Here is a 24,770-nt window from a genome sequence, read left to right as displayed (position 1 = left end):
TAGAATTTAATTGGGTATTAAACATAAAATCTTAAAACAAATGGTAAAGGAGCTTGATTTTAATAAGCGATGATTTTTAATCAAATTCCTTAAGGCGTTTTAACAATTCTTCTTCATTCAAAACGCTTACGCCATGTTTTTGTGCTAGAGCGAGTTTTGAGCCGGCGTTTTCTCCAGCGATTAAAAAATCGGTTTTAGCGCTCACGCTTGAAGCAATTTTTGCCCCTAAATTTTCTAACATTTGAGCGTATTCTTGCCGTGGTTTAGAAAGCGTGCCGGTTAAAACAATCGTTTTATTACTGAAAACAGAAGAGCTTTTTTGCTTTTCTTCAGCCGTATCGCTACTTTTAGGGTTTAACAAATCAAATAACGATCGGATAAATTCCTGATTGCTCGCATAAAAATTAACTAAAGAATGCGCCATTTCCACCCCAAAGCCTTCCATTTCCAAAAACTCGGCTTCGCTTTTTTCTAACACATTTAAGCCGTATCTGGCTAGCGTTTTACTCGCTCCCTTACCGATATGCTCAATCCCTAAAGCGTTGATCAAACGCCATAAGGGAGGGTTTTTGCTCTTTTGAATAGCGTCTAACAGATTTTGAGCTTTTTTGATTTTGAATTTGTCTAGCCGCATTAAGTCTTCTAACTTTAAAGCATACAAATCCAAGGCGTTAAAAATGAGTTTTTCTTCAAAAAGTTGCTCTATGACTTTATCGCCCAAGCCTTGAATGTTTAAAGCGTCCTTAGAAGCAAAATGAATCAAGCTTTCTTTCAATCTTGCCGGGCAATTAAGGTTTTGACAATAAGTAAAAATCTCTTCGCACAAAAGCTCATGCGAGCATATGGGGCAAACTTTGGGGCGTTCAATTTTGTGTTGCGATCCGTCTCTGTAAGTTTCTAAAGGTTTGATGATTTTAGGGATCACATCGCCGCTTCTAATGACAACGACCCTATCATTGAGCATGATATTCTTTTTTTCAATTTCAGAATAATTGTGTAAGGTCGCTTTTGTAACCATAGCCCCAGCAATTTCTATAGGCTCTAAGAGAGCGACCGGTGTGATTGCCCCGCTGCGCCCCACTTGGTTGATGACTCCTATGATTTTGGTGTGTTTTTCTAGAGCCGGGAATTTATAAGCGCAAGCGAATTTAGGGGATTTTTGCGTGTAGCCTAGCTCCTTTTGAATATTCAATTCATTCACAACGATCACCATGCCGTCTAAAAGGGCAAAAAAGCCCTCCCTTTCTCTAATCAGGGTGTGGTAATTTTCTTCTATTTCTTGGTGGTTTTTGTTTAGGCTTAAGTATTGAATAGCGCTAAAACCCAGCGAGACAATAAAATCCAAACACTCCTTAAAGCTTAGGAAATTCAAAGAATGCTTGCCCACACCCCAAGGGATGAATTGCAATTTACGCCTTTTAGTGATATTGCTATCAAGCTGCCTCAAACTCCCTGATGCGGCGTTTCTAGGGTTAGCGAATAGGGGTTCGTTAGCGTTTAAGCGCTCTTTGTTTAAAGCGTCAAAATCCTTTTTAGAAATGATCACCTCGCCCCTGATTTCTATTTCTCCATCATAAGCGATAAAATGGGGGATATTAGCGATATGTTTAGCGTTGTGGGTAACAAGCTCTCCTTCTAAGCCATTACCCCTAGTGGTCGCACTCACTAGCTTGCCATGTTGATACAAAAGATTGAGTGAAACCCCATCAAGTTTGGGCGAACACACGAATGAAGCGTTAGGATAGGCTTTTAAAATGCGTTGCAACCACGCTTGCAATTCGCTTTGATTGAACACATCATCTAAGCTCCACATCCGCATTAAATGGGGGTTTTTATTGAACGAATTGGTGGTAATAGCCCCCACTTTTTGGGTAGGGGAATTGGCTTGAATATCATTAGGGTTTTTTTCTTCATAAGCTTTTAATTCTTGGTAAAGTTCATCATAGACCGCATCGCTTACGATTGACTCATCAAGGTTGTAATAATGGTGCGATAGGGTGTTTAAGTATTCAATTCTTTCTAAATATTCTTTTTGGCTTTTTATCATTTTTGTAAAAACCTTTTAAACTAAATTAGGGTAGTATTATAACATTTAATCTTTGATAGGGCTTAGGGGAAATTAGGTGGTAAGAGATATTGACAAAACGACTTCGTTGCACTTAAACAACGAAGCACAATTTCTGTGCTTTAGATTAGATGCAGAAAAAGACGCCCAACTTTATGGCATGAATATTTTTAAGATCCGAGAAATTATCCATTATGATGGAGAGGTTACAGAGATTCTTGGAGGGAGCGATGGCGTGATGCTCGGGTTTCTTAGCGTTAGGGGCGAATCCATTCCTTTAGTGGATGTGAAAAGGTGGTTGCATTATAACGCTAATGATCCGAGTCGCAATTTAACAGAATGCAGCGTTAAAGATGACCATAATTTGGTGATCGTGTGCCATTTTTCTAACCATTCCATCGCTCTAAAGGTTTTGAAAATTGAAAGGATTATTCATAAAAATTGGACTGAGATTAGCGCTGGGGACAAACAAGGCATTAATGAAGAGGGTAAGCTTAGCGCTATCACCCGTTTTGATAAAGAACGAGTGGTGCAGATCTTAGATGTGGAAAAGATGATTAGCGATGTTTTCCCTAGCTTGAAAGATTTAGACGATTTGACTTTGCGTTGCATAGAAGCCATTCAAAGCCAAAAACTCATTTTAATCGCTGAAGATTCCTTGAGCGCTCTTAAAACCCTAGAAAAAATCGTTCAAACTTTGGAATTGCGTTATTTAGCCTTTCCAAACGGGAGGGAATTGTTGGATTATTTGTATGAAAAAGAACATTACCAACAGGTCGGCGTGGTCATTACGGATTTAGAAATGCCCGTTATTTCAGGGTTTGAAGTGCTAAAAACCATTAAAGCTGATAGCAGAACTGAGCATCTTCCTGTGATTATCAATTCGTCCATGAGCAGCGATTCCAATCGCCAATTAGCCCAATCTTTAGAAGCGGATGGTTTTGTGGTAAAATCTAACATTCTTGAAATCCATGAAATGCTTAAAAAAACGCTTTCATAAATTTAATTTTTGTTTTAATTTAAAGGGATAAAACATGCGAAGTCATTTCTGCACAGAAATTAGTGAAAAAGATGTGGGTAAAACCATCAAAGTGGCCGGATGGTGTAACACTTATAGAGACCATGGAGGCGTGGTTTTTATTGATTTAAGGGATAAGAGCGGTTTAGTGCAACTCGTCTGTGATCCTAGCTCTAAGGCTTATGAAAAGGCTTTGGAAGTCAGGAGCGAATTTGTGCTAGTGGCTAAAGGAAGAGTGCGTTTGAGAGGGCCTGGTTTAGAAAACCCTAAACTAAAAACGGGTAAAATTGAAATTGTTTTAGAAGAATTAGTCATTGAAAATAAAAGCGCTACCCCACCGATTGAAATTGGCAATAAACATGTGAATGAAGATTTGCGCTTGAAATACCGCTATTTGGATTTACGCTCTTTGAACGCTTATGAAATCTTTAAATTGCGCAGTGAAGTCGCTCTAATCACTCGTAACGCTTTAGCCCAAAAGGGCTTTTTAGAGATTGAAACCCCCATTTTGTCTAAAACCACGCCTGAGGGGGCTAGGGATTATTTAGTGCCAAGTAGGGTGCATGAGGGCGAATTTTTTGCACTCCCTCAAAGCCCGCAATTATTCAAACAGCTTTTAATGGTGGGGGGAATGGACAGGTATTTTCAAATCGCTCGTTGCTTTAGAGATGAAGATTTGAGAGCGGACAGGCAGCCAGAATTCACGCAAATTGATGCGGAAATGAGTTTTTGTGATGAAAATGATGTGATGGGTGTGGTGGAAGATTTGTTGCAAGAGATTTTTAAAGCGATTGGGCATACTATTTCTAAACCTTTTAAACGCATGCCTTATAAGGAAGCGATGGAAAATTATGGGAGCGATAAGCCGGATTTACGCTTTGAATTGCCTTTAATAGAAGTGGGGGATTGTTTTAGGGACAGCTCAAACGCTATTTTTTCTAATATTGCGCAAGATCCTAAAAACAAACGCATTAAAGCTTTGAACGTTAAGGGGGCTGATGCACTTTTTAGCCGCAGCGTTTTAAAGGAATTAGAAGAATTTGTGCGCCAGTTTGGGGCGCAAGGCTTGGCGTATTTGCAAATTAAAGAAGATGGGATTAAAGGGCCTTTAGTTAAATTTTTGAGCGAAAAGGGGCTTAAGAATATTTTAGAAAGGACTGATGCGCAAGTTGGGGATATTGTCTTTTTTGGAGCTGGGGATAAAAAAATCGTGCTAGATTACATGGGGCGCTTGCGCTTGAAAGTGGCTGAAATACTTGATTTGATTGATAAAGACGCTTTGAATTTCTTATGGGTAGTCAATTTCCCCATGTTTGAAAAAACCGAAAACGGCTATCACGCTGCGCACCACCCCTTTACGATGCCTAAAAATATAGAATGCGAAGATATAGAAGAGATTGAAGCGCATGCGTATGATGTGGTGCTTAATGGCGTGGAGCTTGGTGGGGGAAGCATAAGGATTCATAAAGAAGAAATGCAAAAAAAAGTCTTTGAAAAAATCAATATCCATGAAGAAGAAGCGCAAAAGAAATTTGGCTTTTTACTAGAAGCGCTAAAATTTGGTGCTCCTCCTCATGGGGGCTTTGCGATAGGCTTTGATCGCTTGATTATGCTAATGACAAAATCTAGTAGCATTAGAGATGTGATCGCTTTCCCTAAAACGCAAAAAGCTTCATGCTTATTGACTGATGCGCCTAGCCCCATTAATGAAGAGCAACTAAGAGAATTACACATTCGCTTGAGAAAATAATTTAAAAGGATACGATATGAAACAACTATTTTTGATTATTGGAGCCCCAGGGAGTGGTAAAACCACTGATGCAGAGCTTATCGCTAAGAATAACAGCGAAACAATCGCTCATTTTTCTACTGGGGATTTACTCAGGGCTGAGAGCGCTAAAAAGACTGAGCGAGGCTTATTGATTGAAAAATTCACTTCTCAAGGCGAATTAGTGCCTTTAGAAATTGTGGTAGAAACGATCCTTTCAGCGATTAAAAGTTCTAGCAAAGGGATCATTTTAATTGATGGCTATCCCAGGAGCGTGGAACAAATGCAGGCTTTGGATAAGGAATTGAACGCTCAAAACGAAGTGATCTTAAAAAGCGTGATTGAAGTAGAAGTGAGTGAAAACACCGCTAAAGAAAGGGTTTTAGGGCGCTCTAGGGGGGCTGATGATAATGAAGTCGTGTTTCATAACCGCATGCGGGTGTTTTTAGATCCCTTAGCTGAAATCCAAAATTTTTACAAGAATAAGAAAGTGTATAAAGCGATCAATGGGGAGAGGAGCATTGAAGAGATTGTGGGCGAAATGCAAGAGTATATTTTGTCTTTTGCGAATTAAAATGCGTTCTTAAGGAGAATGAGCTGTGATTGGTGTTTATATCATTTCTTTAAAAGAAAGTCAAAGGCGTTTGGATACTGAAAAACTCGTTTTAGAATCCAATGAAAAGTTTAAAGGCCGTTGCGTTTTTCAAATCTTTGACGCTATTAGCCCCAAACACGAAGATTTTGAAAAATTCGTTCAAGAGCTTTATGATGCGCAAAGCATGTTAAAATCCGATTGGTTCCATTCTGATTATTGTTATCAAGAATTATTGCCCCAAGAATTGGGGTGCTATTTAAGCCATTATTTTTTATGGAAAGAATGCGTTAAAACAAACCAACCGGTCGTTATTTTAGAAGATGATGTAGCGCTAGAGTCCAACTTCATGCAAGCCTTAGAAGATTGCTTGAAAAGCCCTTTTGATTTTGTCAAGCTTTTTGGGTGGTATTGGAATTTTCATAAAACCAATTTGTGCACGCTCCCCTTAGAGAGAGATGCTGTAGAATCTATGGGAGAGACACCCATTGAAGATCATGCAAAGACTAAAGAAGCTGAAGTGCCTATTGAAAACCATGAAGTTACCCCCCCCCCCCCAATCCCACACAAGATACGCAACAAGACTCTATTATTGAAACGCAACAAGACCCCAAAGAACTATCTGAGCCTTGCAAAATAGCGCCCCAAAAAACCTCTTTTAATCCAGTGGTTTTTAGAAAAATTAAAAGAAAACTCAACCACTTCATTGGAAATATTTTAGCTCGGACAGAAGTGTATAAAAATCTCGTATCAAAATACGATGATCTCACAGGAAAATACGATGATCTCACCACAAAATACGATGATCTCACAGGAAAATACGATGATCTCAATAAGAATATTGCGGAAAAATACGACGAACTCATGGGAAAATACGAATCCTTATTGGCAAAAGAGGTAAACATCAAAGAGACTTTTTGGGAATCTCGCACTGATAATGAAAAAGAAGCACTATTTTTAGAGCATTTTTACCTCACCAGCGTGTATGTGGCCACTACAGCAGGCTACTACCTCACGCCTAAGGGTGCTAAAACCTTTATAGAAGCCACGGAGCGTTTTAAAATCATAGAGCCGGTGGATATGTTTATGAACAATCCCACTTACCATGATGTGGCTAATCTAACTTATTTGCCTTGCCCTATTTCTTTAAACAAACATGCTTTCAATAGCACCATTCAAAATGCAAAAAAGCCTGACATTTCATTAAAGCCCCCTAGAAAATCTTATTTTGATAATCTTTTTTACCATAAGTTTAATGCAAGGAAATGTTTAAAAGCCTTTCACAAATACAGCAAACAATACGCTCCTTTAAAAACCCCTAAAGAGGTTTAAAAAGAGCGGGCTTTATGTTAGAATAAGTCTTTTTATTCAAAGGAGATTGCAATGAATTTAGACCAATTAGAAGTGAGCCATGACGCTGATTCTTTGTGCGTGGTGATTGAAATATCCAAGCATTCTAATATCAAGTATGAATTGGATAAGGAAAGCGGGGCTTTAATGGTGGATAGGGTGCTTTATGGGGCGCAAAATTACCCCGCGAATTACGGCTTTGTGCCTAACACTTTAGGATCTGATGGCGACCCTGTAGATGCGCTTGTTTTAAGCGATGTGGCTTTTCAAGCCGGAAGCGTAGTGAAAGCGCGCTTGGTTGGGGTGTTGAACATGGAAGATGAAAGCGGAATGGATGAAAAATTACTCGCTCTACCCATAGATAAGATTGATCCCACGCATTCCTATGTTAAAGATATTGATGATTTATCCAAACACACTTTGGATAAAATCAAACATTTTTTTGAAACTTACAAGGATTTAGAGCCTAATAAATGGGTGAAAGTCAAGGGGTTTGAAAACAAAGAGAGCGCGATTAAGGTTTTAGAAAAAGCCATAAAATCCTATCAAGGCTAAAGATTTTTAAGGGTTTTGACTCAATTAAGCGATAAAAACCCTTTTTCAACGCTCTTTTAAAAGGCTTTGTTCTCGTTGGGCGTTGGTGTAAAATAGGGTGGTTTAAGCGGATTTTTGTATCAATCCCTATAAAAACAAGCGCCAAAAACTACAATTTAACGATTTTAACCCCACTGCCGCCTAAATTAATGGGAGCGTCGCTAAAACTCACCACTTTGGGGTGGTTTTTTAAAAATTCTTTCACGAACTTTTCTAAAATCCCGCTCCCCTTGCCATGGCAAATCAGTACTTCTTCAAAGCCCCCTAAAAGCGCGTCGTTTAAAAAAGCGTCTAGTAAATCTAAAGCTTCTTCGCTGCGTTGCCCCCTTAAATCAAGGCGCAAGCTCGCTTCTTTGGGTTTAGGAACGATGGTTTTAGGGGGTTTGAATTTGTTTTTAGGGGGTTTTTGGATTTGTTTCAACCAACTCCCATGCGCTTTCAAACGCATGCCAAGCTCGGTTTCTATCAAATAATAGCCCTTGTCTAAAATTTGTGCTATCAGCACGCTTTCATTTTTATAGCGCGCTTTTTCGTTAATTTGAAAGCTTGTTATTGTTTGTGGGATCTCTTGGTCTGTTTTATGCCTGTTTAAAATCTCGCTCGCTTTATGGATTTCTTTATGCATGGAGCTGGTATCTTTTGAAGCGACTTCGCTTTTTAAGATATTTAGGGCTTGTTGGTAGGATTTTTCCAATTCCAATTTTTTATGGTGAAAGATTTCTTTTTGTTTTTCCATTTCCAAAAGCCATGCGTTTTTTAAATCTTCTTGCTCTTTTAAAGCGTTCTCTAAATGTTCATTTTTTTGCTTCAATTCCCTTTCTAACGCGCTGGAATTTTCAATCAAAACATTCAATTTTTCCTTATCTTCGCCATAGAAGGCTTTCGCTTTTTCAATCAAAAAATGCGGCACGCCATAGCGCAAAGCGGTTTCAAACGCATAGCTTTTGCCAATAACCCCTTTTAAAAAAGTGTAAGTGGGCCGTTCTTTTTCCTCATCATAAAGAGCGGCCAGTAATTCCACTTCTTGGTTTTCTGCCATTAACACGCTCAAGCGTTTGTGGTGCGTGGTGATAATGATTTGGTTGTTTTGTTTGAGTAATTTTTCTAACAGGGTTTTATACAAACTGCTCGCTTCATCAGCGTCAGTCCCTAGCTCAATTTCATCAACGCCTAAAAGCATGTTTTCTTTGGATAAAAGAGCGCTAAATTGCTTCATTCTGCCGGCAAAAGTAGAGATATTGTTCGCGCTGTTTTGAGGGTCATTAATAATGGCGTGGATTTCTTTAAAATAGGGGATAATGGAATGATGAGCGTTGATTTTCATAGGAATAAGATGCTTGCTCAAAAACGCCGCGCTTAAAAGCGATTTTAAGAGCATGGTTTTCCCGCCCGCATTCACGCCAGTAACAGCGAGCATGGATTTTTCAAACTTCAAATTTAAGGGCTTTGGCTCTTTTAAAATGGGGTGTGAAAAGTTTTCTAAAACCATTTTTTTTTGAGAAAAGCTTGGCATGACAAATTCTAAATTGCAGGCTTTAGCGAAATTGAGCCGGGCTTGCAAGCTGTCTAAAAAATCAAATTCTTTAAAAAGGAATTTTAAAAATAAAAGGTGTTTTTGCAAGCTATGGCTTAGAGTTTGGCATATTTCAACGATACAACAATCTATTTCATTATCAATTTGCGCGATTTTTTGGGCGATTTTTTGCGCGCTTTCAGGCAAAAGATAGAAATAACCATTAGCGCTCCTTTCTAGCACAACGCCTTTAATCGCGCTAGAAAACCCGCTTTTCAATAAAAGGCATTCATAACCATGCTTAAGGTGGCTTTGCGTATCCACTAAATAAGGGGCAAGCTCTTTAGAGTGGGCGTAATGATGAATAACTTTGGCGCTTTCTTTTTTAAGGCGGTTCAAGCTTTCATTCAAAGCATCTAGGGTGGCGTTCGCCCCTTGTTTGATTTTGCCTTCATCATCCAATAAAAGGATCAAATCATTAAAAAAGGGGGGTAAAACAATAGCGTTAAGGCGTTCGTGAAATTTTAACTGCGTGAAAGTTTTAAAAGCGTTTTGTAAAATGACAATGTAGCGCAATCGTTTGACAATCTCAAAAATTTCATCTAAATGGAGCGTCCCTAATTTGGTGAGTTTGATAAGAATAAGTTCGCTTTCTTTCACGCTTTTAGGGGTGGGCAAACCGATTGCATCCACTTCGTTTAAATAAGTGAAAGTTTGCTTGAGATCGCTTTCTAAAGCAATAGTATCTCTTTCTTTTGCAAAAAAGGTTTTAAAAAGAGCGATAAACTCTTTTAAATCCAGGCTTTCTTCTAGGGGTTTGGGTAGGGTATTATTATTGTTCATCATTAAGGTCGGATTAAGGGATCTTTTTGGAGCGTCTGACAAGAATCCAAATCCACAAGAACGTCTTTCATAGGGGTCTGTTTTTTGCCTAAAAAGCTCAAAGTCCCGCTCACTAAATTAAAGGTTTGGTTATTGACTTTAATGCCTTTACACAACAAGGTTTCCCCTCTTAAAAACGCTCTTTGTAAAGCGATTTCTTGTTGGTTTTGTTGGTTTTGCTTGTAAGTATAAACGCTGATGCTCGCTCCTATAACCCCTACGATTAAAAAAGCTAAAATCTTTTGTTTAGGACTAACTAAACCAAAATCCCTTAACACTAAAAACAATAAAATTAGCGTTAAAAATAAAACAACCGCTGCACCCATTACATTTCGCCTCTCAATTGATAGGTAATATCCCCCGCTCCAAAACCTATCACAAAGCCTTTTTGGATCGTTTCTACCACATTATCATTGACTAAGAGCTCTAAAAAATCCCCCTTTTTACGCACCCTGTCTATAAAGGTGGGGTTATAATGCTTAAAATGGGCTTTCAAATCAATGTCTCTTTTAACTTCACTCGCGCTATAAACGGGTAAAATGATCAACCTGTCGCAATGCTCTAAAAAACATTTTTTAAACTCTTCTAAATTGTCCATTAAGCGGGAGTATTTGTGCGCTTGCCAGATCACTACAATCTTTTCTTGCGTGTCCAATAAATCAGCATAAATCCTAGCACTTTTTAAAGTGGCGCTGATTTCAGTGGGGTGGTGGGCGTAATCATCAATGAGGATGAGCGCGTTTTTTTGCAAAATATCAAAGCGTTTTTTAATGCCTTTGAAATTCAATAAATTATTTCTAATTTCTTCTAAATCCAATTCATCTAAAGCGCTTAAAATCGCCAAACTCGCATTCGTGGCGTTATGTTCGCCTAACCCCCACACCAAAAAAGCCCCCAAGTCTTTCAATTCAAATGAAGTGTAAGGCTCGCCGTCTTTTAAAATGTATTGGATATTGCGAATGTCTTTTTTTTCTAAAACAATAGCGTTTTTAGAATAGTTTTTTAAAAAAGGATCTTCTTTATAGATCACTCTTTTTTGAGCATGGTCTAAAAAATATTCATAAGCGAAGAAAAAACGCTCTAAATCGTGGTTATAATGCTCCAAATGTTCTGGCTCTGTGTTAGGCACAATCGCAGCATAAGGGTTAGAAAATAAAAAACTCGAATCGCTCTCATCGGCTTCAAAAACCAAGCTATCATTCGCGCTCTCTCGCACATTGGAATCAAACTCTTTAGAATGCGCCCCAATAATCGCTCCAAAAAAGGGGAAAATCGCGCTTAACATGGCGGTGATACTACTTTTTCCATGAGCCCCGCACACGCTAAAAACGCGCTTGTCTTTAAGGATAGAATACAAAGCGTCTTTACGAGATAAAATAGGGATTTCTAATTCCTTAGCCCTTTGTATTTCTGTATTGTCTTCTTTAATAATGGCTGAATGGATAATGGCATCTTGATTTTCAATCGCTTTTGGATCATGCGGGATATTGATTTCTACGCCTAAAGCTTTCAAATACTTAACGCTAGGGCTTATGGCAATATCAGAGCCGCTGATTGTAGCCCCTTGCGCTTTAAGGTATTTGGCTAATCCTGAAATGCCAATCCCCCCTATACCGATAAAATGGATCTTGCAATCTTGCAGGTTTTTGAGTAAAACTTTTGGGGTTTCAAGCATGATTTTCTCGATAAGTTTCTATGATTTCTAAAGGCTTTTCTAAAAGGGGGGTGTCATAGACAAGGGCTAAACGCACGCAATCAGCACCGATATGATTACGCCCCAAATACAAAGCCGGTAAAGCGATAATGCCTTCGTTTTGATAAAGCGTTTTGGCAAAATTTTCGCCGTTTTGAACGGGCAGATACACATAAAAACTATAAGGATAAATGAGCGTGTCTTTAAAGATTTTTCGCGCCAGTTTCAAATTATTCGCATAAATATTGCGGAAAAATTCTGCATGCACATCATCTAGCCAAGCTATTTCACTAGCCTTTTGGATCGCATTAGCGCTCGTGTAGCCTAAATAGGTGCGAAACGCTTTGTATTTTTCTAAAATGCTGCTATCCCCAGCGATAAAACCACTCCTTAGCCCTGGAGCACTAGAGCGTTTGGAGAGCGAATGGATAACTAAAACATTTTTAAACGCTTCATTACCAATAAGCATGCAAGCTTCTAAAAGCGAAGGGGGAGGCGTATTTTCATAAATTTCGCTGTAACATTCATCATTGATTAAAATAAAATCATGTTTTAAAGCGAGTTTGACCCAATTAATCAGCTCTTCTAAAGAAAGGGTTCTTCCGGTGGGGTTGTTGGGGGAATTTAAGATCACCAAATCCACTTCTTGCAACTCTTTTTCATTCAAGCTTGGCGTGAAATCGTTTTCTTTAGTTAAGGGCATTAAAAGGCTTTTGGCTTTGATAAATTTAGCCGCTCCTTCATAGATTTGATAAAAAGGGTTAGGGTAGGCGATAGTGGGGTTTTGATAATCAAATAAAACAAAACTAGGGAAATTGAATAACACTTCCCTAGATCCTAGCGTGGAGATTAATTCGTTTTCTTTCAATTCTATTTTAAAACGGCGTTTAAAAAAACCTCTTTGAGCCGCTCTCAAACTCTCTTCAAATGCGCTTTTAGGGTAGATATTGAGCGAATGGGTGTGGCTTTTAAGAGCGTCTTGAATGAATTTGGGCGTTTCAAATCGTGGCTCGCCGATGCCTAAATCTAGCCCCTTTTTTTTAGGGGTGATTTCTTTAAACAAGGCTCTTAATCGTTCAAAAGGATAAGGCTCAAAGGTCATAGGGCTACTTTAATCTTAAAATGGAATAGTTAATCTTACCTAAAATTTAAGCGTTATGGTGTGAAACCACTAAGAAAGAGTATAATAGCGAGTGAGAATTTAACTGATGAAGAGGTTTAATGCTAGAAAACAGAGTGAATACCAAGCAAATTTTTATCGGTGGCGTGGCCATAGGGGGTGATGCTCCTATAAGCACGCAAAGCATGACCTTTAGTAAAACCGCTGATATTGAAAGCACTAAAAATCAAATTGACAGACTCAAACTCGCCGGGGCTGATTTAGTGAGGGTGGCGGTGAGTAATGAAAAGGACGCCCTAGCCTTAAAAGAATTGAAAAAAGTGTCCCCTTTGCCTTTAATCGCTGATATCCATTTCCATTATAAATTCGCTCTCATTGCCGCTCAAAGCGTGGATGCGATCAGGATTAACCCCGGAAACATCGGATCTAAAGACAAAATCAAAGCGGTGGTTGATGCTTGCAAAGAAAAAAACATCCCTATAAGAATTGGCGTGAATGCCGGGAGTTTAGAAAAGCAGTTTGATCAAAAATACGGACCCACCCCAAAAGGCATGGTAGAAAGCGCTTTGTATAACGCCAAACTTTTAGAAGATTTGGATTTTACTGATTTTAAGATTTCTTTAAAAGCGAGCGATGTGATGCGCACCATAGAAGCTTATAGGATGCTACGCCCTCTTGTGATCTATCCTTTCCATCTGGGGGTTACTGAAGCGGGTAATCTTTTTAGCTCCAGTATCAAATCCGCCATGGCTTTAGGGGGGCTTTTAATGGAGGGCATTGGGGATACGATGCGCGTATCCATCACAGGGGAATTAGAAAATGAAATCAAAGTGGCTCGAGCGATTTTACGCCATAGCGGGCGTTTGAAAGAAGGGATTAATTTGATTTCTTGCCCCACTTGCGGGCGCATTGAAGCCAATTTAGTGGATATGGCGAGCAAGGTAGAAAAACGCCTAAGCCACATTAAAACCCCTTTAGATATTAGCGTGATGGGTTGCGTGGTGAACGCTTTAGGTGAAGCCAAGCATGCAGACATGGCGATCGCTTTTGGGAATCGCAGCGGTTTGATCATTAAAGAGGGTAAAGTCATTCACAAACTGGCTGAAAAGGATTTGTTTGAAACTTTTGTCATAGAAGTGGAAAATTTAGCTAAAGAAAGAGAAAAGAGTTTAAAGGATTAGGCATGATGAATAAGTTTAAAAATTTTGTGAGCAACTACCAGCAATCTAACCACTATAAAGAGCCTTTAGGTTTTGGCATTGCCAGAGTGGATATTGCCCCTATTTCCAAAAAGATTTTATGCGCCACTTACCCCGTTTTGAACTGGAAAGAGGAAAATCTAGGCTCTTATGCGGTGTTTTGCAACTCGCTTTCTAAAGAAAAAATCCTAAAAGAAAGCGCGAGCGAGCGCGTCATTGAGATTGATGAAAGTTTTGTGTTAAAAGCATTAGAGTTTTATACGCCCTTTTTGAATGAAGCCTATTCTAATAAAATGGCTCATAAAAACATTCAAGTGGTTTTAGAGCTTTTAAAGGCTTTAGAAGAAAATCGTTTGAAGAATAGCGATGGGGAGTCTCTTTATCGCTTGGTGATCTTGTATGAAGACAAGCCTTGCGAGAGCGTGGAGAGTGCGTATATGAAACTTTTAGCGCTCTCTTTAGGTAAAGCCCCTTTGAGGAGTTTGAATTTAGAAGGCATTTTTAACCAGCTTTCTAATACGGCTTGGAGCGGTAACAAGCCCTATGAATTAGAATGGCTCAGAATAAACGAAGTGGCTTTAAAAATGCGAGGCCATTTCCCTAGCATTGATTTTATAGATAAATTCCCGCGCTATTTGATGCAATTAATCCCTGAATTTGACAATATCCGCTTATTGGATAGCTCAAAAACGCGCTTTGGGGCGTATTTAGGGACCGGAGGTTATACCCAAATGCCCGGGGCTAGTTATGTGAATTTTAACGCAGGGGCTATGGGAGTGTGCATGAATGAGGGGCGCATTTCTTCATCGGTGGTGGTTGGAGCAGGCACTGATATTGGTGGAGGCGCGAGCGTGTTAGGCGTTTTAAGCGGAGGGAATAACAACCCTATTAGCATTGGGAAAAATTGTTTGCTAGGGGCTAATAGCGTTACCGGCATTAGTTTAGGCGATGGCTGTATTGTGGATGCAGGCGTTGCGATTTTAGCTGGGAGCGTGGTAGAAATTGAAGAAAATGAGTTTAAAAAACTTTTAGAAGTGAATAACGCTTTAGAAAAACACGCCAATAATCTTTACAAAGGCAAAGAGCTTTCCGGAAAAAATGGCGTGCATTTTCGTTCCAATAGCCAAAATGGCAAGCTGATTGCTTTTAGGAGCGTGAAAAAAATTGAGTTGAATCAAAACCTGCATTAAGGATTAAAAGAATGCTCAAAAGAAGTTTGTTATTGCTTGTTTTTTTAATCTTACAGCTTAGTGGCGCTGAAGAAAACAATCAAGCCCCAAAAAACACGCCCCCTGAATTAAACCCCGCTAACGCTAAGGGTGCGCCAAACCCTAACACCCAGATCACCCCTAAAAACGATAACTCCAATCTATTAGACAAATTAGGTTCGCCTGAAAACGCTCAAACCGAGCTTTCTGCCGGTATTGATTTGGCTAAAAAGGGCGATTATCAAGGGGCTTTTAAGCTTTTTTCCCAATCGTGCGATAACGGCAATGCGGCCGGGTGTTTTGCGGTAGGGGCGATGTATGCTAATGGGGTAGGGATCCAAACCAACAGACTAAAGGCCGCTCGCTATTATGAAATGGGTTGCAGTGGGGGCGATGCGACCGCTTGCGCGAATTTAGCGCAGATGTATGAAAACAAGAAGAATGCGGATACGAACGATAAAGAAAACGCTTTGCAATTGTATGCGGTGGCTTGTCAAGGGGGGGATATGCTCGCATGCAATAATTTGGGGTGGATGTTTGCTAACGGGAGTGGGGTCCCAAAAGATTATTACAAAGCGATAAGTTATTATAAATTTTCATGCGAGAATGGGAATGATATGGGGTGTTATAATCTGGGCTTGATGTCTAACGTGAATAATATTTATGGCATTGATAAGGCCAAGCTCAGTCAAGTGGATTTGAATTATTTGGCTTGTAACGCTGGGGACATGATGGGGTGCGCGAATTTAGGCTGGATTTATGCGAATGGGGATTTAGGGGCTCCTTTGAATAACCACTATGCAGCGAAGTATTTTCAAATGGCATGCGATGGGGGGATTTTGGGGAGCTGTAACAATTTAGGCGTGTTGTATCAAAAGGGCTTAGGCGTGCCTCAAGACGATCAAAGGGCTTTGGATTTATTCTCGTATGCGTGCGATAATGGTTTTGAGTCAAGCTGCCGTAATTACGGGAATTTCAAAGAGCATTTATTGCGCGTGAACCCTAATTACGGGCGCTTGTTCATGCCATACAATTCTTATGAGATACCCTAGTAATAGCAATTTTTTAAGAGAATAGGGGGTATTTTGAAACCATTCTCGCTCCATAACTAAACCCTCCTAAAGACTGCATTTTTAAGAGATTACTACTTGCTTTGCGCAAAGCTCTTTTATTTTTTTGGATAAATTCAGCCACAAATTGCGGTTTTTTCAAAAATTTAAGCTCTTTTTTTTTTTTTGATTTAATATACTCGGTGCAATGATAATTTGACTCAAAAAGGAAAAGCGATGAAAGCGACACAAAGCACCATTAACGACTTTTTTGCCTTAACAGGCACGATATTTTCTATCCCTGTATACCAAAGGAACTACACTTGGGAAGAAGAAAATTGCGAAAAATTACTGCAAGATATTGTCAGTATTTCTCAAAATAAGAAAACGCATTTCATGGGTTCTATCACTTATATTTTGCATCATATTGATGATGAAAAGAGCTTGAGACAACTCCAAGAATTTGTCATCATTGACGGGCAGCAAAGGGTTACTACCATCATGCTTTTGCTTAAAGCCATAGAGACCAAGATACCAAATGAAGAGATAAAAAAAGAGATTGACAATCTGCTCAATCTTACAGGACAAAGGCTGCGCTTAAAACCCATTAAAAGCGACAAAGAAGCCTTTGATCTGGTCATGCAAAATCGATCGCATGAAATACAAGGCGTATCACACATCAGGAATAATTATAAATTTTTCACCAAAGAGCTTGACAATTATATCAGCAAAGGGTATCGCATTGAAGAGATTTATGGCGCGTTTTTGCGGCTCAAAATCGTAGCCATAGGCTTAGAGCTAGGCGAAGACGATCCGCAAGTGGTGTTTGAGAGCATTAACGCCACCGGCGTGCAATTAAAAGGGCTGGATCTCATCCGCAACTACCTGATGATGGGGGAAAATTCTGACAGACAGAAACATCTTTATGACACTTATTGGGTTCCTTTAGAAAATTGGCTTGGCGAAAAGGATTTGAATGATTTTATTCTAACCTATTTGAGAATCTATTTTGAAGATAAATTAAAAAAAGAAGAGCGTGAAGTGTATTACGCGCTAAAAGCCCACCACAGAGACAATTTCCCTAACGATATACAAGGTCTTATGAGCGATATGCGTGAATATGGCAGAATCTATCAAATCTTTTTAGACAGAGATCATTATTTTTTACATCGTGGAGACCCGCAACAGTTAGCGAATTTACGCTTGCGTATTAAAGATCTTGTGAAAATCAAGTTTGGCGTGGCAAAGCCCTTTATTTTGCGTTGTGCCAGAGATTTTGAAGAAGGCAAATTGGATTATGAAAATTTCTGCGAAATTTTGCAAATCCTTATCAGCTACTTCGTGCGCCGAAGCGTGTGCGGGGATCCTGCCCCTGCACTTGCTGAACTTCTTTATTCTTTATACAGACAGCTAGGGGAAGATGTTTCAGCCGATGCATTGAAGCGGTATTTGGGCAAGAGCGTTGGACGAACGGCGTTCCCTAATGACGATAAAATTAAAGCGGCGTTTCTTGTGCGTAACGCTTATGCAGCGAATCAAGTGTGCAAATTCATCCTGCTTGAGATTGAAAAATTAAGTAACGCCGAACCGCCAAAAGAAGAGAATTTAGAAGTGGAGCATTTCTATCCCAAAACCCCCACCCAAGAATGGCGTGATAGGGTGGGGGATTATTTCACTTTTGAGCAAGACTACCTCAATAATTTTGGGAATCTGACCTTATCAGGGCAAAATCAAAGGCTTGGCAACAAATCTTACGAGGCAAAAATTGCGCTTATGGAAGAATACAGCTCCTTGCATTTAAACGACTATTTCATCAATAACACCCATTCTTGGGGGATAGAGGAAGTGAGGGCCAGGAGCGAATATTTAGCGGATCAATTTTGTCAAGTGGGATTGTTTAAAGATTTGCCTAAAGAATACCGCACAAGAGAGATTAACAAAACCCTTGATGATGACTTAACTTCCCATAATCTTCAAAGTGTTAAGCTCCCCAATCAGCGAAGGCAAATAGTAAGAAACGCTAAGGAATTGGCTAGTGCTGTCATAGACTACTTATTAGAAAACGCCAGAGAGGCCTTTGAAAGCTACACGGATGAAGCTCAAAGATACATTTATTGGGATAAAGCAAAAGCGCAATTAAGGGATAGAGATGGCACTCTTGTTGTGTCTTTTGAAAAATACGGATTCTACTTTGTCAGCAATGCGAGTTATCAAACGGTGGGCAATAACCTTAGGGATCTTATCTTAGGCTGTGATCTCAATCCTAGAGATTTTATTGTGGAATAAACAAGCCCCCCCCAAAGAAATGAAAGAAATGGGGGGGTTAAAAAACCCTTATTATCACTTGCCAAAAGCTTGGTGCAAATGCGTGGTGAGAGAGTTAAGATACTGCTCTACTTGGGGGTTTTTCATTACATCGTTGCAAATAAAAGTGGGCAGTGCTGAAAGCCCTAAAAATTGGAACGCTTTATGCAAATGCAAATACACAACATCCACGCCCACCCCTTCAAAAAATTCATTAGGATCACTAAAGGCTTCAATGGGAGCGTTCCAGGTCAAGCTCAACATGTATTTTTTACCATGCATCAAGCCCCCTTTCCCGTAGTTTTTAGTGGGGTTTTTCGAGCTTCTGCCATCGCTAGCATAAAGCTTCCCATGCCCTGCGCTAAAGACTTCATCAATGTATTTTTTCACAATCCAAGGCTCTCCCATCCACCAGCCAGGCATTTGCCAAATCGTCGCATCAGCGCTAAAGATTTTTTCCACTTCTTGACTATGATTATAGCCCTTATCCACGATTGTAGTATCCACTTCTAGCCCCAAAGATTCTAGAGTCTTTTTTGCATGATCGCTCAAGGTTTCATTGAGTTTCCCCCCAGAGTGCAAAAACGCTTTAGCCCCATTAATGATGAGTACTTTTTTCATTTTGTTCCTTTTTTTGATAATTATGAATGCGGTTGCGATTATATCTCAAAATTTTTAAAAAGCGATCAAATTGCGATTGTATTATTTTTATTATGTTAAGATAATGAAAATTTCTATTAAGGAATGGCGATGTTCTACGATGAAAAAAAGACTTATCAAAAGATTGAAGAACGCCTTGATACAATTCGTTCGTTTAACGCTCATAACGAGCATAAAAACTTGCAAGACGAGTTTAAGGGGGCGGGCATTTCTAGGCGTGATTTATTGAAGTGGGCGGGCATGATGAGCACAGCGTTAGCTTTGCCGGCTAGTTTTACTCCCTTGACTTTAAAAGCGGTAGAAGTGGCTAACAGGTTGCCCGTAATTTGGTTGCACATGGCAGAATGCACCGGTTGCAGCGAAAGCTTGTTAAGAAGTGCCGACCCCACCATTGATAGCATTATCTTTGATTACATCAACCTAGAATACCATGAGACCATCATGGTAGCGAGCGGTTTTCAAGCTGAAAAAAGCTTGCATGACGCCATAGAAAAGCACAAAAACAATTACATTTTAATGGTAGAGGGCGGTATCCCCCAAGGCACCGAATACTTCCTCACTCAAGGTCCAAACGCTGAAACGGGGGCTGAAGAGTGTAGGAAGGCCGCTCAATACGCAGCCGCTATTTTTGCCATAGGTACATGCTCAAGTTTTGGGGGCGTGCAAGCGGCTTACCCTAACCCCTCTAACGCGCAACCCTTGCATAAAATCATTGATAAACCCGTGATCAATGTTCCCGGTTGCCCGCCCAGTGAAAAAAATATCGTGGGTAATGTGCTTTATTACTTGATGTTTGGGACTCTCCCTAAATTGGATGCGTATAACCGCCCCTCTTGGGCTTATGGGAACAGGATCCATGATTTGTGTGAAAGGAGAGGGCATTTTGATGCGGGCGAGTTTGTGGAGCATTTTGGCGATGAAAACGCTAAAAAGGGCTTTTGTTTGTATAAAATGGGCTGTAAAGGGCCTTACACTTTCAACAATTGCTCCAAACTCCGCTTCAATTCACACACCTCTTGGCCCATAGGTGCAGGGCATGGGTGCATAGGGTGTTCTGAGCCTAATTTTTGGGATACGATGAGTCCTTTTGAAGAGCCTTTGGCGAATCGCTCCATTAAAACCGCTTTTGACGGATTAGGGGCTGATAAAGTGGCCGATAAAGTCGGCACAACTTTACTCAGCGCAACCGCTATTGGCATTGTTGCGCATGCGCTCCTTTCTAAAGCGATCAAAAACAAAGAGTAAGGGATTAACATGTCAAAAAAAATCGTAGTCGATCCTATCACCAGGATTGAGGGGCATTTAAGGATTGAAGTGATCGTAGATGATGATAATGTGATCACCGATGCGTTTTCTTCTTCTACGCTTTTTAGGGGGCTAGAGACCATTATTAAGGGCAGAGACCCACGAGATGCAGGCTTTATCGCTCAAAGGATTTGCGGGGTATGCACTTATTCGCATTATAAGGCCGGTATCACGGCAGTAGAAAACGCTCTAGGCATCACCCCTCCATTGAACGCGCAATTGGTGCGATCTTTGATGAACATGGCGTTGCTTTTTCATGATCATGTGGTGCATTTCTATACTTTGCATGGGCTTGATTGGTGCGATATTTTGAGCGCTTTAAAAGCTGATCCCATTCAAGCGGCAAAACTTTCTTTCAAATACAGCCCTTATCCCATCAATACCGGTGCGGGCGAATTAAAAGCGGTTCAAAAACGCTTGAATGATTTCGCTAAAAGCGGATCTTTAGGGCCTTTTAGTAACGGCTATTACGGGCATAAAACCTATCGTTTGAGTCCGGAGCAAAATTTAATCGTCTTAAGCCACTACCTCAAGCTTTTAGAAATCCAAAGGGAAGCGGCGAAAATGACCGCTATTTTTGGGGCCAAACAGCCTCACCCACAAAGCCTAACGGTGGGGGGTGTTACGAGTGTTATGGATATATTGGATCCGACGAGATTGGCTGAATGGAAGAGCAAGTTTGAAGTGGTGGCCAATTTCATCAACCATGCTTACTACCCTGATTTGGTGATGGCAGGCGAAATGTTCGCTAACGAACAATCCGTTATTAAAGGTTGCGGCTTAAGGAATTTTATCGCTTATGAAGAAGTGTTGCTCGGGAAAGATAAATACCTTTTGAGTAGTGGGGTGGTGCTTGATGGGGATATTTCTAAATTACACCCCATTGATGAGAGTTTGATTAAAGAAGAAGTTACGCATTCTTGGTATCAATACGAAGACACTAAAGAAGTGCAACTCCACCCTTATGACGGGCAAACGAACCCGCATTATACCGGTTTAAAAGACGGCGAGAGCGTGGGGATTGAAAATAAAATCATCCCTACTAAAGTGCTTGACACTAAAAATAAATATTCTTGGATAAAATCGCCCAGATACGATAGTAAGCCCATGGAAGTAGGGCCTTTAAGTTCCGTAGTGGTAGGTTTAGCGGCGAAAAACCCTTATGTTACTGAAGTGGCTACTAAGTTTTTAAAAGACACTAAACTGCCTTTAGAGGCGTTGTTTTCAACGCTTGGGCGAACGGCTGCAAGGTGTATTGAAGCTAAGACAATCGCTGATAATGGTCTTTTGGCGTTTGATGCGTTAGTGGAAAATCTAAAAAGCGATCAGAGCACTTGCACTCCTTATCACATTGATAAAAATCAAGAATATAAAGGGCGCTACATTGGTCAAGTGCCAAGGGGCATGCTAAGCCATTGGGTGCGTATTAAAAACGGCGTGGTGGAGAATTATCAAGCGGTGGTGCCTTCCACTTGGAATGCGGGGCCTAGAGATTCCAAAAATCAAAGGGGGGCTTATGAAATGAGTTTGATTGGCACTAAAATCGCTGATTTAACCCAGCCTTTAGAAATCATTAGGACTATCCATTCTTTTGACCCATGCATCGCATGCTCAGTGCATGTGATGGATTTTAAAGGGCAGTCTTTAAACGAGTTTAAAGTAGAGCCTAATTTCGCTAAATTCTAAAAAGGGTTACGCATGGATAAAATGAATAAGGTCGTTTTACACAAAGAGTATTCAGGTTTTGTGCGCTTTTTCCATTGGGTTAGGGCTTTGAGTATTTTTTCTTTAATCGCTACAGGTTTTTACATCGCTTACCCTTTTTTGCAGCCTAATTCCAGCTTTTATAAAGGGGTGTATCTTTTACAAGCTTATGTGCGCTCTTTTCATGTCATGTTTGGGTTTTTACTCATTAGCGCGTTAATCTTTAGAACCTATCTTTTTTTCACTAAAGAAAGCTTAATGGAACGCAGGAGTTTTGGCCAACTTTTAAGCCCAAAAGCTTGGATCGATCAGATGAAAGCGTATTTTCTTATCAGCGGAAAACCCCACACTAAAGGAGCGTATAACCCTATCCAACTCGTGGCTTATTTCACTTTGGTTGTTTTGATCGTGTTGATGAGTTTGAGTGGGATAGTGCTGTATTATAATGTCTATCATGAGGGGCTTGGGGCGTTTTTAGGGAGCGCTTTTAAGTGGTTTGAAGCGCTTTGTGGAGGGTTAGCGAACATTCGTTTTATCCACCACTTAGCGACTTGGGGGTTTATTTTGTTTGTCCCTGTGCATGTTTATATGGTGTTTTTCCATTCTATCAGGTATGAAAGTTCGGGGGCGGATTCTATGATTAATGGCTATGGTTATACCAAAGAATGAGTCAAAAAATCCTAATTTTAGGCATTGGCAATATCCTTTTTGGCGATGAAGGGATTGGGGTGCATCTAGCCCACTACCTTAAAAAGAATTTTTCTTTTTTCCCTAGCGTGGATATTGTGGATGGGGGGACTATGGCGCAACAACTCATTCCTTTAATCACTTCGTATGAAAAGGTTTTGATTTTGGATTGCGTGAGCGCTAAAGGCGTTGAGATAGGATCAGTCTATGCCTTTGATTTTAAGGACGCTCCTAAAGAAATCACATGGGCTGGGAGTGCGCATGAAGTGGAAATGCTACACACTTTAAGGCTCACGGAGTTTTTAGGGGATTTGCCTAAAACTTTTATCGTGGGGCTTGTGCCTTTTGTGATAGGGAGCGAGACCACTTTCAAACTTTCAAGCGAAATGTTAAACGCTTTAGAAACAGCCTTAAAAGCCATAGAAACCCGACTCAACGCATGGGGAGTTAAAATGCAACGCACCGATCATATCGCCCTAGATTGTATCGCTGAACTCTCTTATAAGGGTTTTTGAATTGGCGTTTGTTTTTCTTTTTAAATGCGTTAATGAAAAAACAAGCCTGAATTTTACGCCCCTTTTAGAGCAAATGGCGCTCCATTTGCAAGCGCGTTTTTATAGTGTTTATAAGGATAATACGACTTCTTTCTACCTCCAAGCGAGCGCTGAGATCACTTTAGAGTTCGCGCAAAAACTCAGCGAGATCTTGCCCTTTTCTTTAGATTTTAGCTTTTTGTCTTTAAAGGAAATCACAGAGCCTTTAGATGAAAATCTTTTCCAAACAACAAGCCTTTCAAAGCCCTTTTTTATGAACGCTAAAGAGCATCAAGATTTTTTAGACAAAAACGCATCTTTGTATGCCGATACTCTGGGCTTGATTAAAAACACCGCTTTTAAGGGGGATACAATCCATAGCCCTAAAGAGCTTATAGATTGCTTAACCCAATTAAAAGAGATGCTCAAAACACAGGATTTTATCCCTATTTTCACTTCTAGGGGGGCGTTATCCCTTTCTTTAAAAAATCCCTCTCCAAGCGTTATTTTTAGCGATCTTTCTAGCGTTTTGAGCTGCACTAAATTGCCTTTAGAAGACGCTAAATATTTAGCCAGTTTGGAAAAACCCTCCATCAAAGCCCCATTAAAAAGCGTGTTTAAAGACACTTTTAAAAACGATGAAATCATAGCCCAACTACCCTTTGACCCCATATTGAATTTATTGTGTCATATTTTACAAGATGAGGGCATAGAATTTGTTTTTATCCATGCAAATAATCCACAAGAAGCACTTTTGCATTATGAAGCGCTTTTTAAAACCCCTAAACGCTTGATCACGCCCACTAAAAAATTCGTGCTAGAAAACCATCTTTCAACCCTTCCCTTTAAAGATGAATTAGAATTTTTAAGCGCAACCCCCAATTCTATCGTTTTGTATTTTAGTTTCAAGCGCCCTACAAGGTTGTTATTGCATGCTAATGGTTCTTTAAAAACGCTTTTAAGCGTTAGTTTTGATTTCAATCAAATATTTAACCTTCTCAAACAAGATGAAAAAGCCTCTAGAATGCTACAAAACTACGCTACTAAATTCCCTGATTTTTACGCGCGCATTGTAGAGCTTTCTCAATACAATCTAGGGGGTGCGAATTTATTGGATTTTTTCCAAATTTTAGGGTTTGTTTTGGGTTATAGCGAGAATTTTTGCACGCAGAGCGTTATTTCTTTGGCTAAAGAATGCTTACGCCCTAAAGGCCCTAGGATTGATTATAAAATCCTTAAAGACGATTCTTTGAAAATGGCTTTAAACTTTTCAAAGATCATGCACAGCGCGATGAGTTTCAGGCTCGCAGGCGTGGAAAATGAAATCTTGAGTTTGGGGATTTTGGATTCTTTAGCGGAGTTTTTAGGGAATTTCATTTGGGATAACGCGCAGAATTTTAGCGTCCAAGAAGTAACGATCGCTGGGGATTTCTTTGGCGAAAAAGTGTTTTTGGATTTGTTTGTGCGGTATTTCCCTAAAACCCTTGCTCTTAAAACGCATGCGTTTTTGGATTATGAATAAGGGC

Annotated in this window: 21 protein-coding genes; 15 read left to right on the top strand and 6 right to left on the bottom strand. The window is 40.0% G+C overall.

The genetic code is table 11. The features are described from left to right. Positions 1 to 76 precede the first annotated feature (76 nt). Complete coding sequence (gene ligA, locus G6069_RS01885; protein ID WP_197293207.1) at positions 77 to 2,047, bottom strand: NAD-dependent DNA ligase LigA; 1,971 nt, start codon at positions 2,045 to 2,047, stop codon at positions 77 to 79. A 76-nt stretch (positions 2,048 to 2,123) separates the two neighbouring features. On the opposite strand from ligA, the gene G6069_RS01880 reads away from it, so the two are divergent. The 6 genes from G6069_RS01880 to ppa are packed head-to-tail and all read left to right on the top strand — an operon-like array spanning position 2,124 to position 7,348. Continuing rightward, positions 2,124 to 3,065, top strand: a complete 942-nt coding sequence (locus tag G6069_RS01880; protein WP_197293206.1) for a chemotaxis protein CheW — start codon at positions 2,124 to 2,126, stop codon at positions 3,063 to 3,065. Between the two features lie 34 nt (positions 3,066 to 3,099). Then, on the top strand, positions 3,100 to 4,833 hold the full coding sequence (gene aspS / locus G6069_RS01875) for an aspartate--tRNA ligase (RefSeq protein ID WP_197293205.1): 1,734 nt from the start codon (positions 3,100 to 3,102) through the stop codon (positions 4,831 to 4,833). 16 nt (positions 4,834 to 4,849) lie between these two features. Then, a complete protein-coding gene (locus G6069_RS01870; protein WP_197293204.1) occupies positions 4,850 to 5,425 on the top strand; it encodes an adenylate kinase in 576 nt (191 codons plus the stop codon). A 25-nt stretch (positions 5,426 to 5,450) separates the two neighbouring features. Then, the gene (locus G6069_RS01865; RefSeq protein ID WP_197293203.1) at positions 5,451 to 6,083 is read left to right on the top strand and encodes a glycosyltransferase family 25 protein; all 633 of its coding nucleotides are present in this window, start codon (positions 5,451 to 5,453) and stop codon (positions 6,081 to 6,083) included. 26 nt (positions 6,084 to 6,109) lie between these two features. Next, positions 6,110 to 6,775: a glycosyltransferase family 25 protein gene (locus G6069_RS07925; RefSeq protein ID WP_331459012.1), complete on the top strand. Its 666-nt coding sequence runs from the start codon at positions 6,110 to 6,112 to the stop codon at positions 6,773 to 6,775. Between the two features lie 51 nt (positions 6,776 to 6,826). Continuing rightward, positions 6,827 to 7,348 carry an inorganic diphosphatase gene (gene ppa / locus G6069_RS01855; RefSeq protein WP_128048841.1) on the top strand — a complete coding sequence of 174 codons (522 nt, stop codon included), beginning with the start codon at positions 6,827 to 6,829 and terminating at the stop codon, positions 7,346 to 7,348. Positions 7,349 to 7,496: 148 nt separating this feature from the next. On the opposite strand, the gene G6069_RS01850 is transcribed toward ppa, so the two are convergent. Genes G6069_RS01850 through G6069_RS01835 form a run of 4 tightly spaced genes read right to left on the bottom strand, consistent with a single transcriptional unit; the run spans position 7,497 to position 12,577 of the window. After that, complete coding sequence (locus G6069_RS01850) at positions 7,497 to 9,746, bottom strand: endonuclease MutS2 (protein ID WP_197293202.1); 2,250 nt, start codon at positions 9,744 to 9,746, stop codon at positions 7,497 to 7,499. Further along, complete coding sequence (locus G6069_RS01845) at positions 9,746 to 10,108, bottom strand: hypothetical protein (protein WP_197293201.1); 363 nt, start codon at positions 10,106 to 10,108, stop codon at positions 9,746 to 9,748. The genes G6069_RS01850 and G6069_RS01845 overlap by 1 nt, the downstream gene beginning before the upstream one ends. Beyond that, positions 10,108 to 11,457 (bottom strand): UDP-N-acetylmuramate--L-alanine ligase, encoded by a 1,350-nt coding sequence (gene murC / locus G6069_RS01840; protein WP_197293200.1) that lies wholly within the window; start codon positions 11,455 to 11,457, stop codon positions 10,108 to 10,110. The genes G6069_RS01845 and murC overlap by 1 nt, the downstream gene beginning before the upstream one ends. Continuing rightward, a complete protein-coding gene (locus tag G6069_RS01835) occupies positions 11,450 to 12,577 on the bottom strand; it encodes a succinyldiaminopimelate transaminase (protein WP_197293199.1) in 1,128 nt (375 codons plus the stop codon). Before G6069_RS01835 ends, murC begins: the two co-directional genes overlap by 8 nt. 119 nt (positions 12,578 to 12,696) lie before the next feature. Between G6069_RS01835 and ispG the strand changes: the two genes are divergently transcribed. The 4 genes from ispG to G6069_RS01815 all read left to right on the top strand — a co-directional run bounded on the left by ispG (position 12,697) and on the right by G6069_RS01815 (position 18,337). After that, the gene (gene ispG / locus G6069_RS01830) at positions 12,697 to 13,776 is read left to right on the top strand and encodes a flavodoxin-dependent (E)-4-hydroxy-3-methylbut-2-enyl-diphosphate synthase (protein WP_000892519.1); all 1,080 of its coding nucleotides are present in this window, start codon (positions 12,697 to 12,699) and stop codon (positions 13,774 to 13,776) included. A 2-nt stretch (positions 13,777 to 13,778) separates the two neighbouring features. Beyond that, on the top strand, positions 13,779 to 14,984 hold the full coding sequence (locus G6069_RS01825; RefSeq protein WP_197293198.1) for a 2,3,4,5-tetrahydropyridine-2,6-carboxylate N-succinyltransferase: 1,206 nt from the start codon (positions 13,779 to 13,781) through the stop codon (positions 14,982 to 14,984). Between the two features lie 11 nt (positions 14,985 to 14,995). Further along, complete coding sequence (locus tag G6069_RS01820) at positions 14,996 to 16,054, top strand: tetratricopeptide repeat protein (protein WP_197293197.1); 1,059 nt, start codon at positions 14,996 to 14,998, stop codon at positions 16,052 to 16,054. Between the two features lie 234 nt (positions 16,055 to 16,288). Then, positions 16,289 to 18,337 (top strand): DUF262 domain-containing protein, encoded by a 2,049-nt coding sequence (locus G6069_RS01815; RefSeq protein ID WP_197293196.1) that lies wholly within the window; start codon positions 16,289 to 16,291, stop codon positions 18,335 to 18,337. Between the two features lie 54 nt (positions 18,338 to 18,391). On the opposite strand, the gene mdaB is transcribed toward G6069_RS01815, so the two are convergent. Then, positions 18,392 to 18,976 (bottom strand): NADPH:quinone oxidoreductase MdaB, encoded by a 585-nt coding sequence (gene mdaB, locus G6069_RS01810; RefSeq protein WP_197293195.1) that lies wholly within the window; start codon positions 18,974 to 18,976, stop codon positions 18,392 to 18,394. 129 nt (positions 18,977 to 19,105) lie between these two features. Here mdaB and G6069_RS01805 point away from each other — a divergent pair, with 129 nt between their 5' ends. Genes G6069_RS01805 through hydE form a run of 5 tightly spaced genes read left to right on the top strand, consistent with a single transcriptional unit; the run spans position 19,106 to position 24,766 of the window. Next, positions 19,106 to 20,260 (top strand): hydrogenase 1 small subunit, encoded by a 1,155-nt coding sequence (locus tag G6069_RS01805; RefSeq protein WP_197293194.1) that lies wholly within the window; start codon positions 19,106 to 19,108, stop codon positions 20,258 to 20,260. 9 nt (positions 20,261 to 20,269) lie between these two features. After that, positions 20,270 to 22,006, top strand: a complete 1,737-nt coding sequence (locus G6069_RS01800; protein ID WP_197293193.1) for a nickel-dependent hydrogenase large subunit — start codon at positions 20,270 to 20,272, stop codon at positions 22,004 to 22,006. Positions 22,007 to 22,018: 12 nt separating this feature from the next. Then, positions 22,019 to 22,693 carry a Ni/Fe-hydrogenase, b-type cytochrome subunit gene (cybH, locus tag G6069_RS01795; RefSeq protein ID WP_197293192.1) on the top strand — a complete coding sequence of 225 codons (675 nt, stop codon included), beginning with the start codon at positions 22,019 to 22,021 and terminating at the stop codon, positions 22,691 to 22,693. Then, complete coding sequence (gene hydD / locus G6069_RS01790; RefSeq protein WP_000078619.1) at positions 22,690 to 23,226, top strand: hydrogenase biosynthesis protein HydD; 537 nt, start codon at positions 22,690 to 22,692, stop codon at positions 23,224 to 23,226. The genes cybH and hydD overlap by 4 nt, the downstream gene beginning before the upstream one ends. Before the next feature lies 1 nt (position 23,227). Continuing rightward, on the top strand, positions 23,228 to 24,766 hold the full coding sequence (gene hydE, locus G6069_RS01785; RefSeq protein ID WP_197293191.1) for a hydrogenase biosynthesis protein HydE: 1,539 nt from the start codon (positions 23,228 to 23,230) through the stop codon (positions 24,764 to 24,766). Positions 24,767 to 24,770: the final 4 nt, after the last annotated feature.

Source organism: Helicobacter pylori (genome assembly GCF_017594925.1).
Taxonomy (GTDB): Bacteria; Campylobacterota; Campylobacteria; order Campylobacterales; family Helicobacteraceae; genus Helicobacter; species Helicobacter pylori_DP.
This window is presented reverse-complemented; position numbering and strand designations above follow the sequence as displayed.

What these genes read in the sequence shown, in the direction of transcription:
- ligA (WP_197293207.1), bottom strand. Translation starts at nt 2,047, where the DNA reads ATGATAAAAAGCCAAAAAGAATATTTAGAAAGAATTGAATACTTAAAC.
- aspS (WP_197293205.1), top strand. Translation starts at nt 3,100, where the DNA reads ATGCGAAGTCATTTCTGCACAGAAATTAGTGAAAAAGATGTGGGTAAA.
- G6069_RS01870 (WP_197293204.1), top strand. Translation starts at nt 4,850, where the DNA reads ATGAAACAACTATTTTTGATTATTGGAGCCCCAGGGAGTGGTAAAACC.
- ppa (WP_128048841.1), top strand. Translation starts at nt 6,827, where the DNA reads ATGAATTTAGACCAATTAGAAGTGAGCCATGACGCTGATTCTTTGTGC.
- G6069_RS01850 (WP_197293202.1), bottom strand. Translation starts at nt 9,746, where the DNA reads ATGATGAACAATAATAATACCCTACCCAAACCCCTAGAAGAAAGCCTG.
- G6069_RS01845 (WP_197293201.1), bottom strand. Translation starts at nt 10,108, where the DNA reads ATGGGTGCAGCGGTTGTTTTATTTTTAACGCTAATTTTATTGTTTTTA.
- murC (WP_197293200.1), bottom strand. Translation starts at nt 11,457, where the DNA reads ATGCTTGAAACCCCAAAAGTTTTACTCAAAAACCTGCAAGATTGCAAG.
- G6069_RS01835 (WP_197293199.1), bottom strand. Translation starts at nt 12,577, where the DNA reads ATGACCTTTGAGCCTTATCCTTTTGAACGATTAAGAGCCTTGTTTAAA.
- ispG (WP_000892519.1), top strand. Translation starts at nt 12,697, where the DNA reads ATGCTAGAAAACAGAGTGAATACCAAGCAAATTTTTATCGGTGGCGTG.
- G6069_RS01825 (WP_197293198.1), top strand. Translation starts at nt 13,779, where the DNA reads ATGATGAATAAGTTTAAAAATTTTGTGAGCAACTACCAGCAATCTAAC.
- G6069_RS01820 (WP_197293197.1), top strand. Translation starts at nt 14,996, where the DNA reads ATGCTCAAAAGAAGTTTGTTATTGCTTGTTTTTTTAATCTTACAGCTT.
- G6069_RS01815 (WP_197293196.1), top strand. Translation starts at nt 16,289, where the DNA reads ATGAAAGCGACACAAAGCACCATTAACGACTTTTTTGCCTTAACAGGC.
- mdaB (WP_197293195.1), bottom strand. Translation starts at nt 18,976, where the DNA reads ATGAAAAAAGTACTCATCATTAATGGGGCTAAAGCGTTTTTGCACTCT.
- G6069_RS01805 (WP_197293194.1), top strand. Translation starts at nt 19,106, where the DNA reads ATGTTCTACGATGAAAAAAAGACTTATCAAAAGATTGAAGAACGCCTT.
- G6069_RS01800 (WP_197293193.1), top strand. Translation starts at nt 20,270, where the DNA reads ATGTCAAAAAAAATCGTAGTCGATCCTATCACCAGGATTGAGGGGCAT.
- cybH (WP_197293192.1), top strand. Translation starts at nt 22,019, where the DNA reads ATGGATAAAATGAATAAGGTCGTTTTACACAAAGAGTATTCAGGTTTT.
- hydD (WP_000078619.1), top strand. Translation starts at nt 22,690, where the DNA reads ATGAGTCAAAAAATCCTAATTTTAGGCATTGGCAATATCCTTTTTGGC.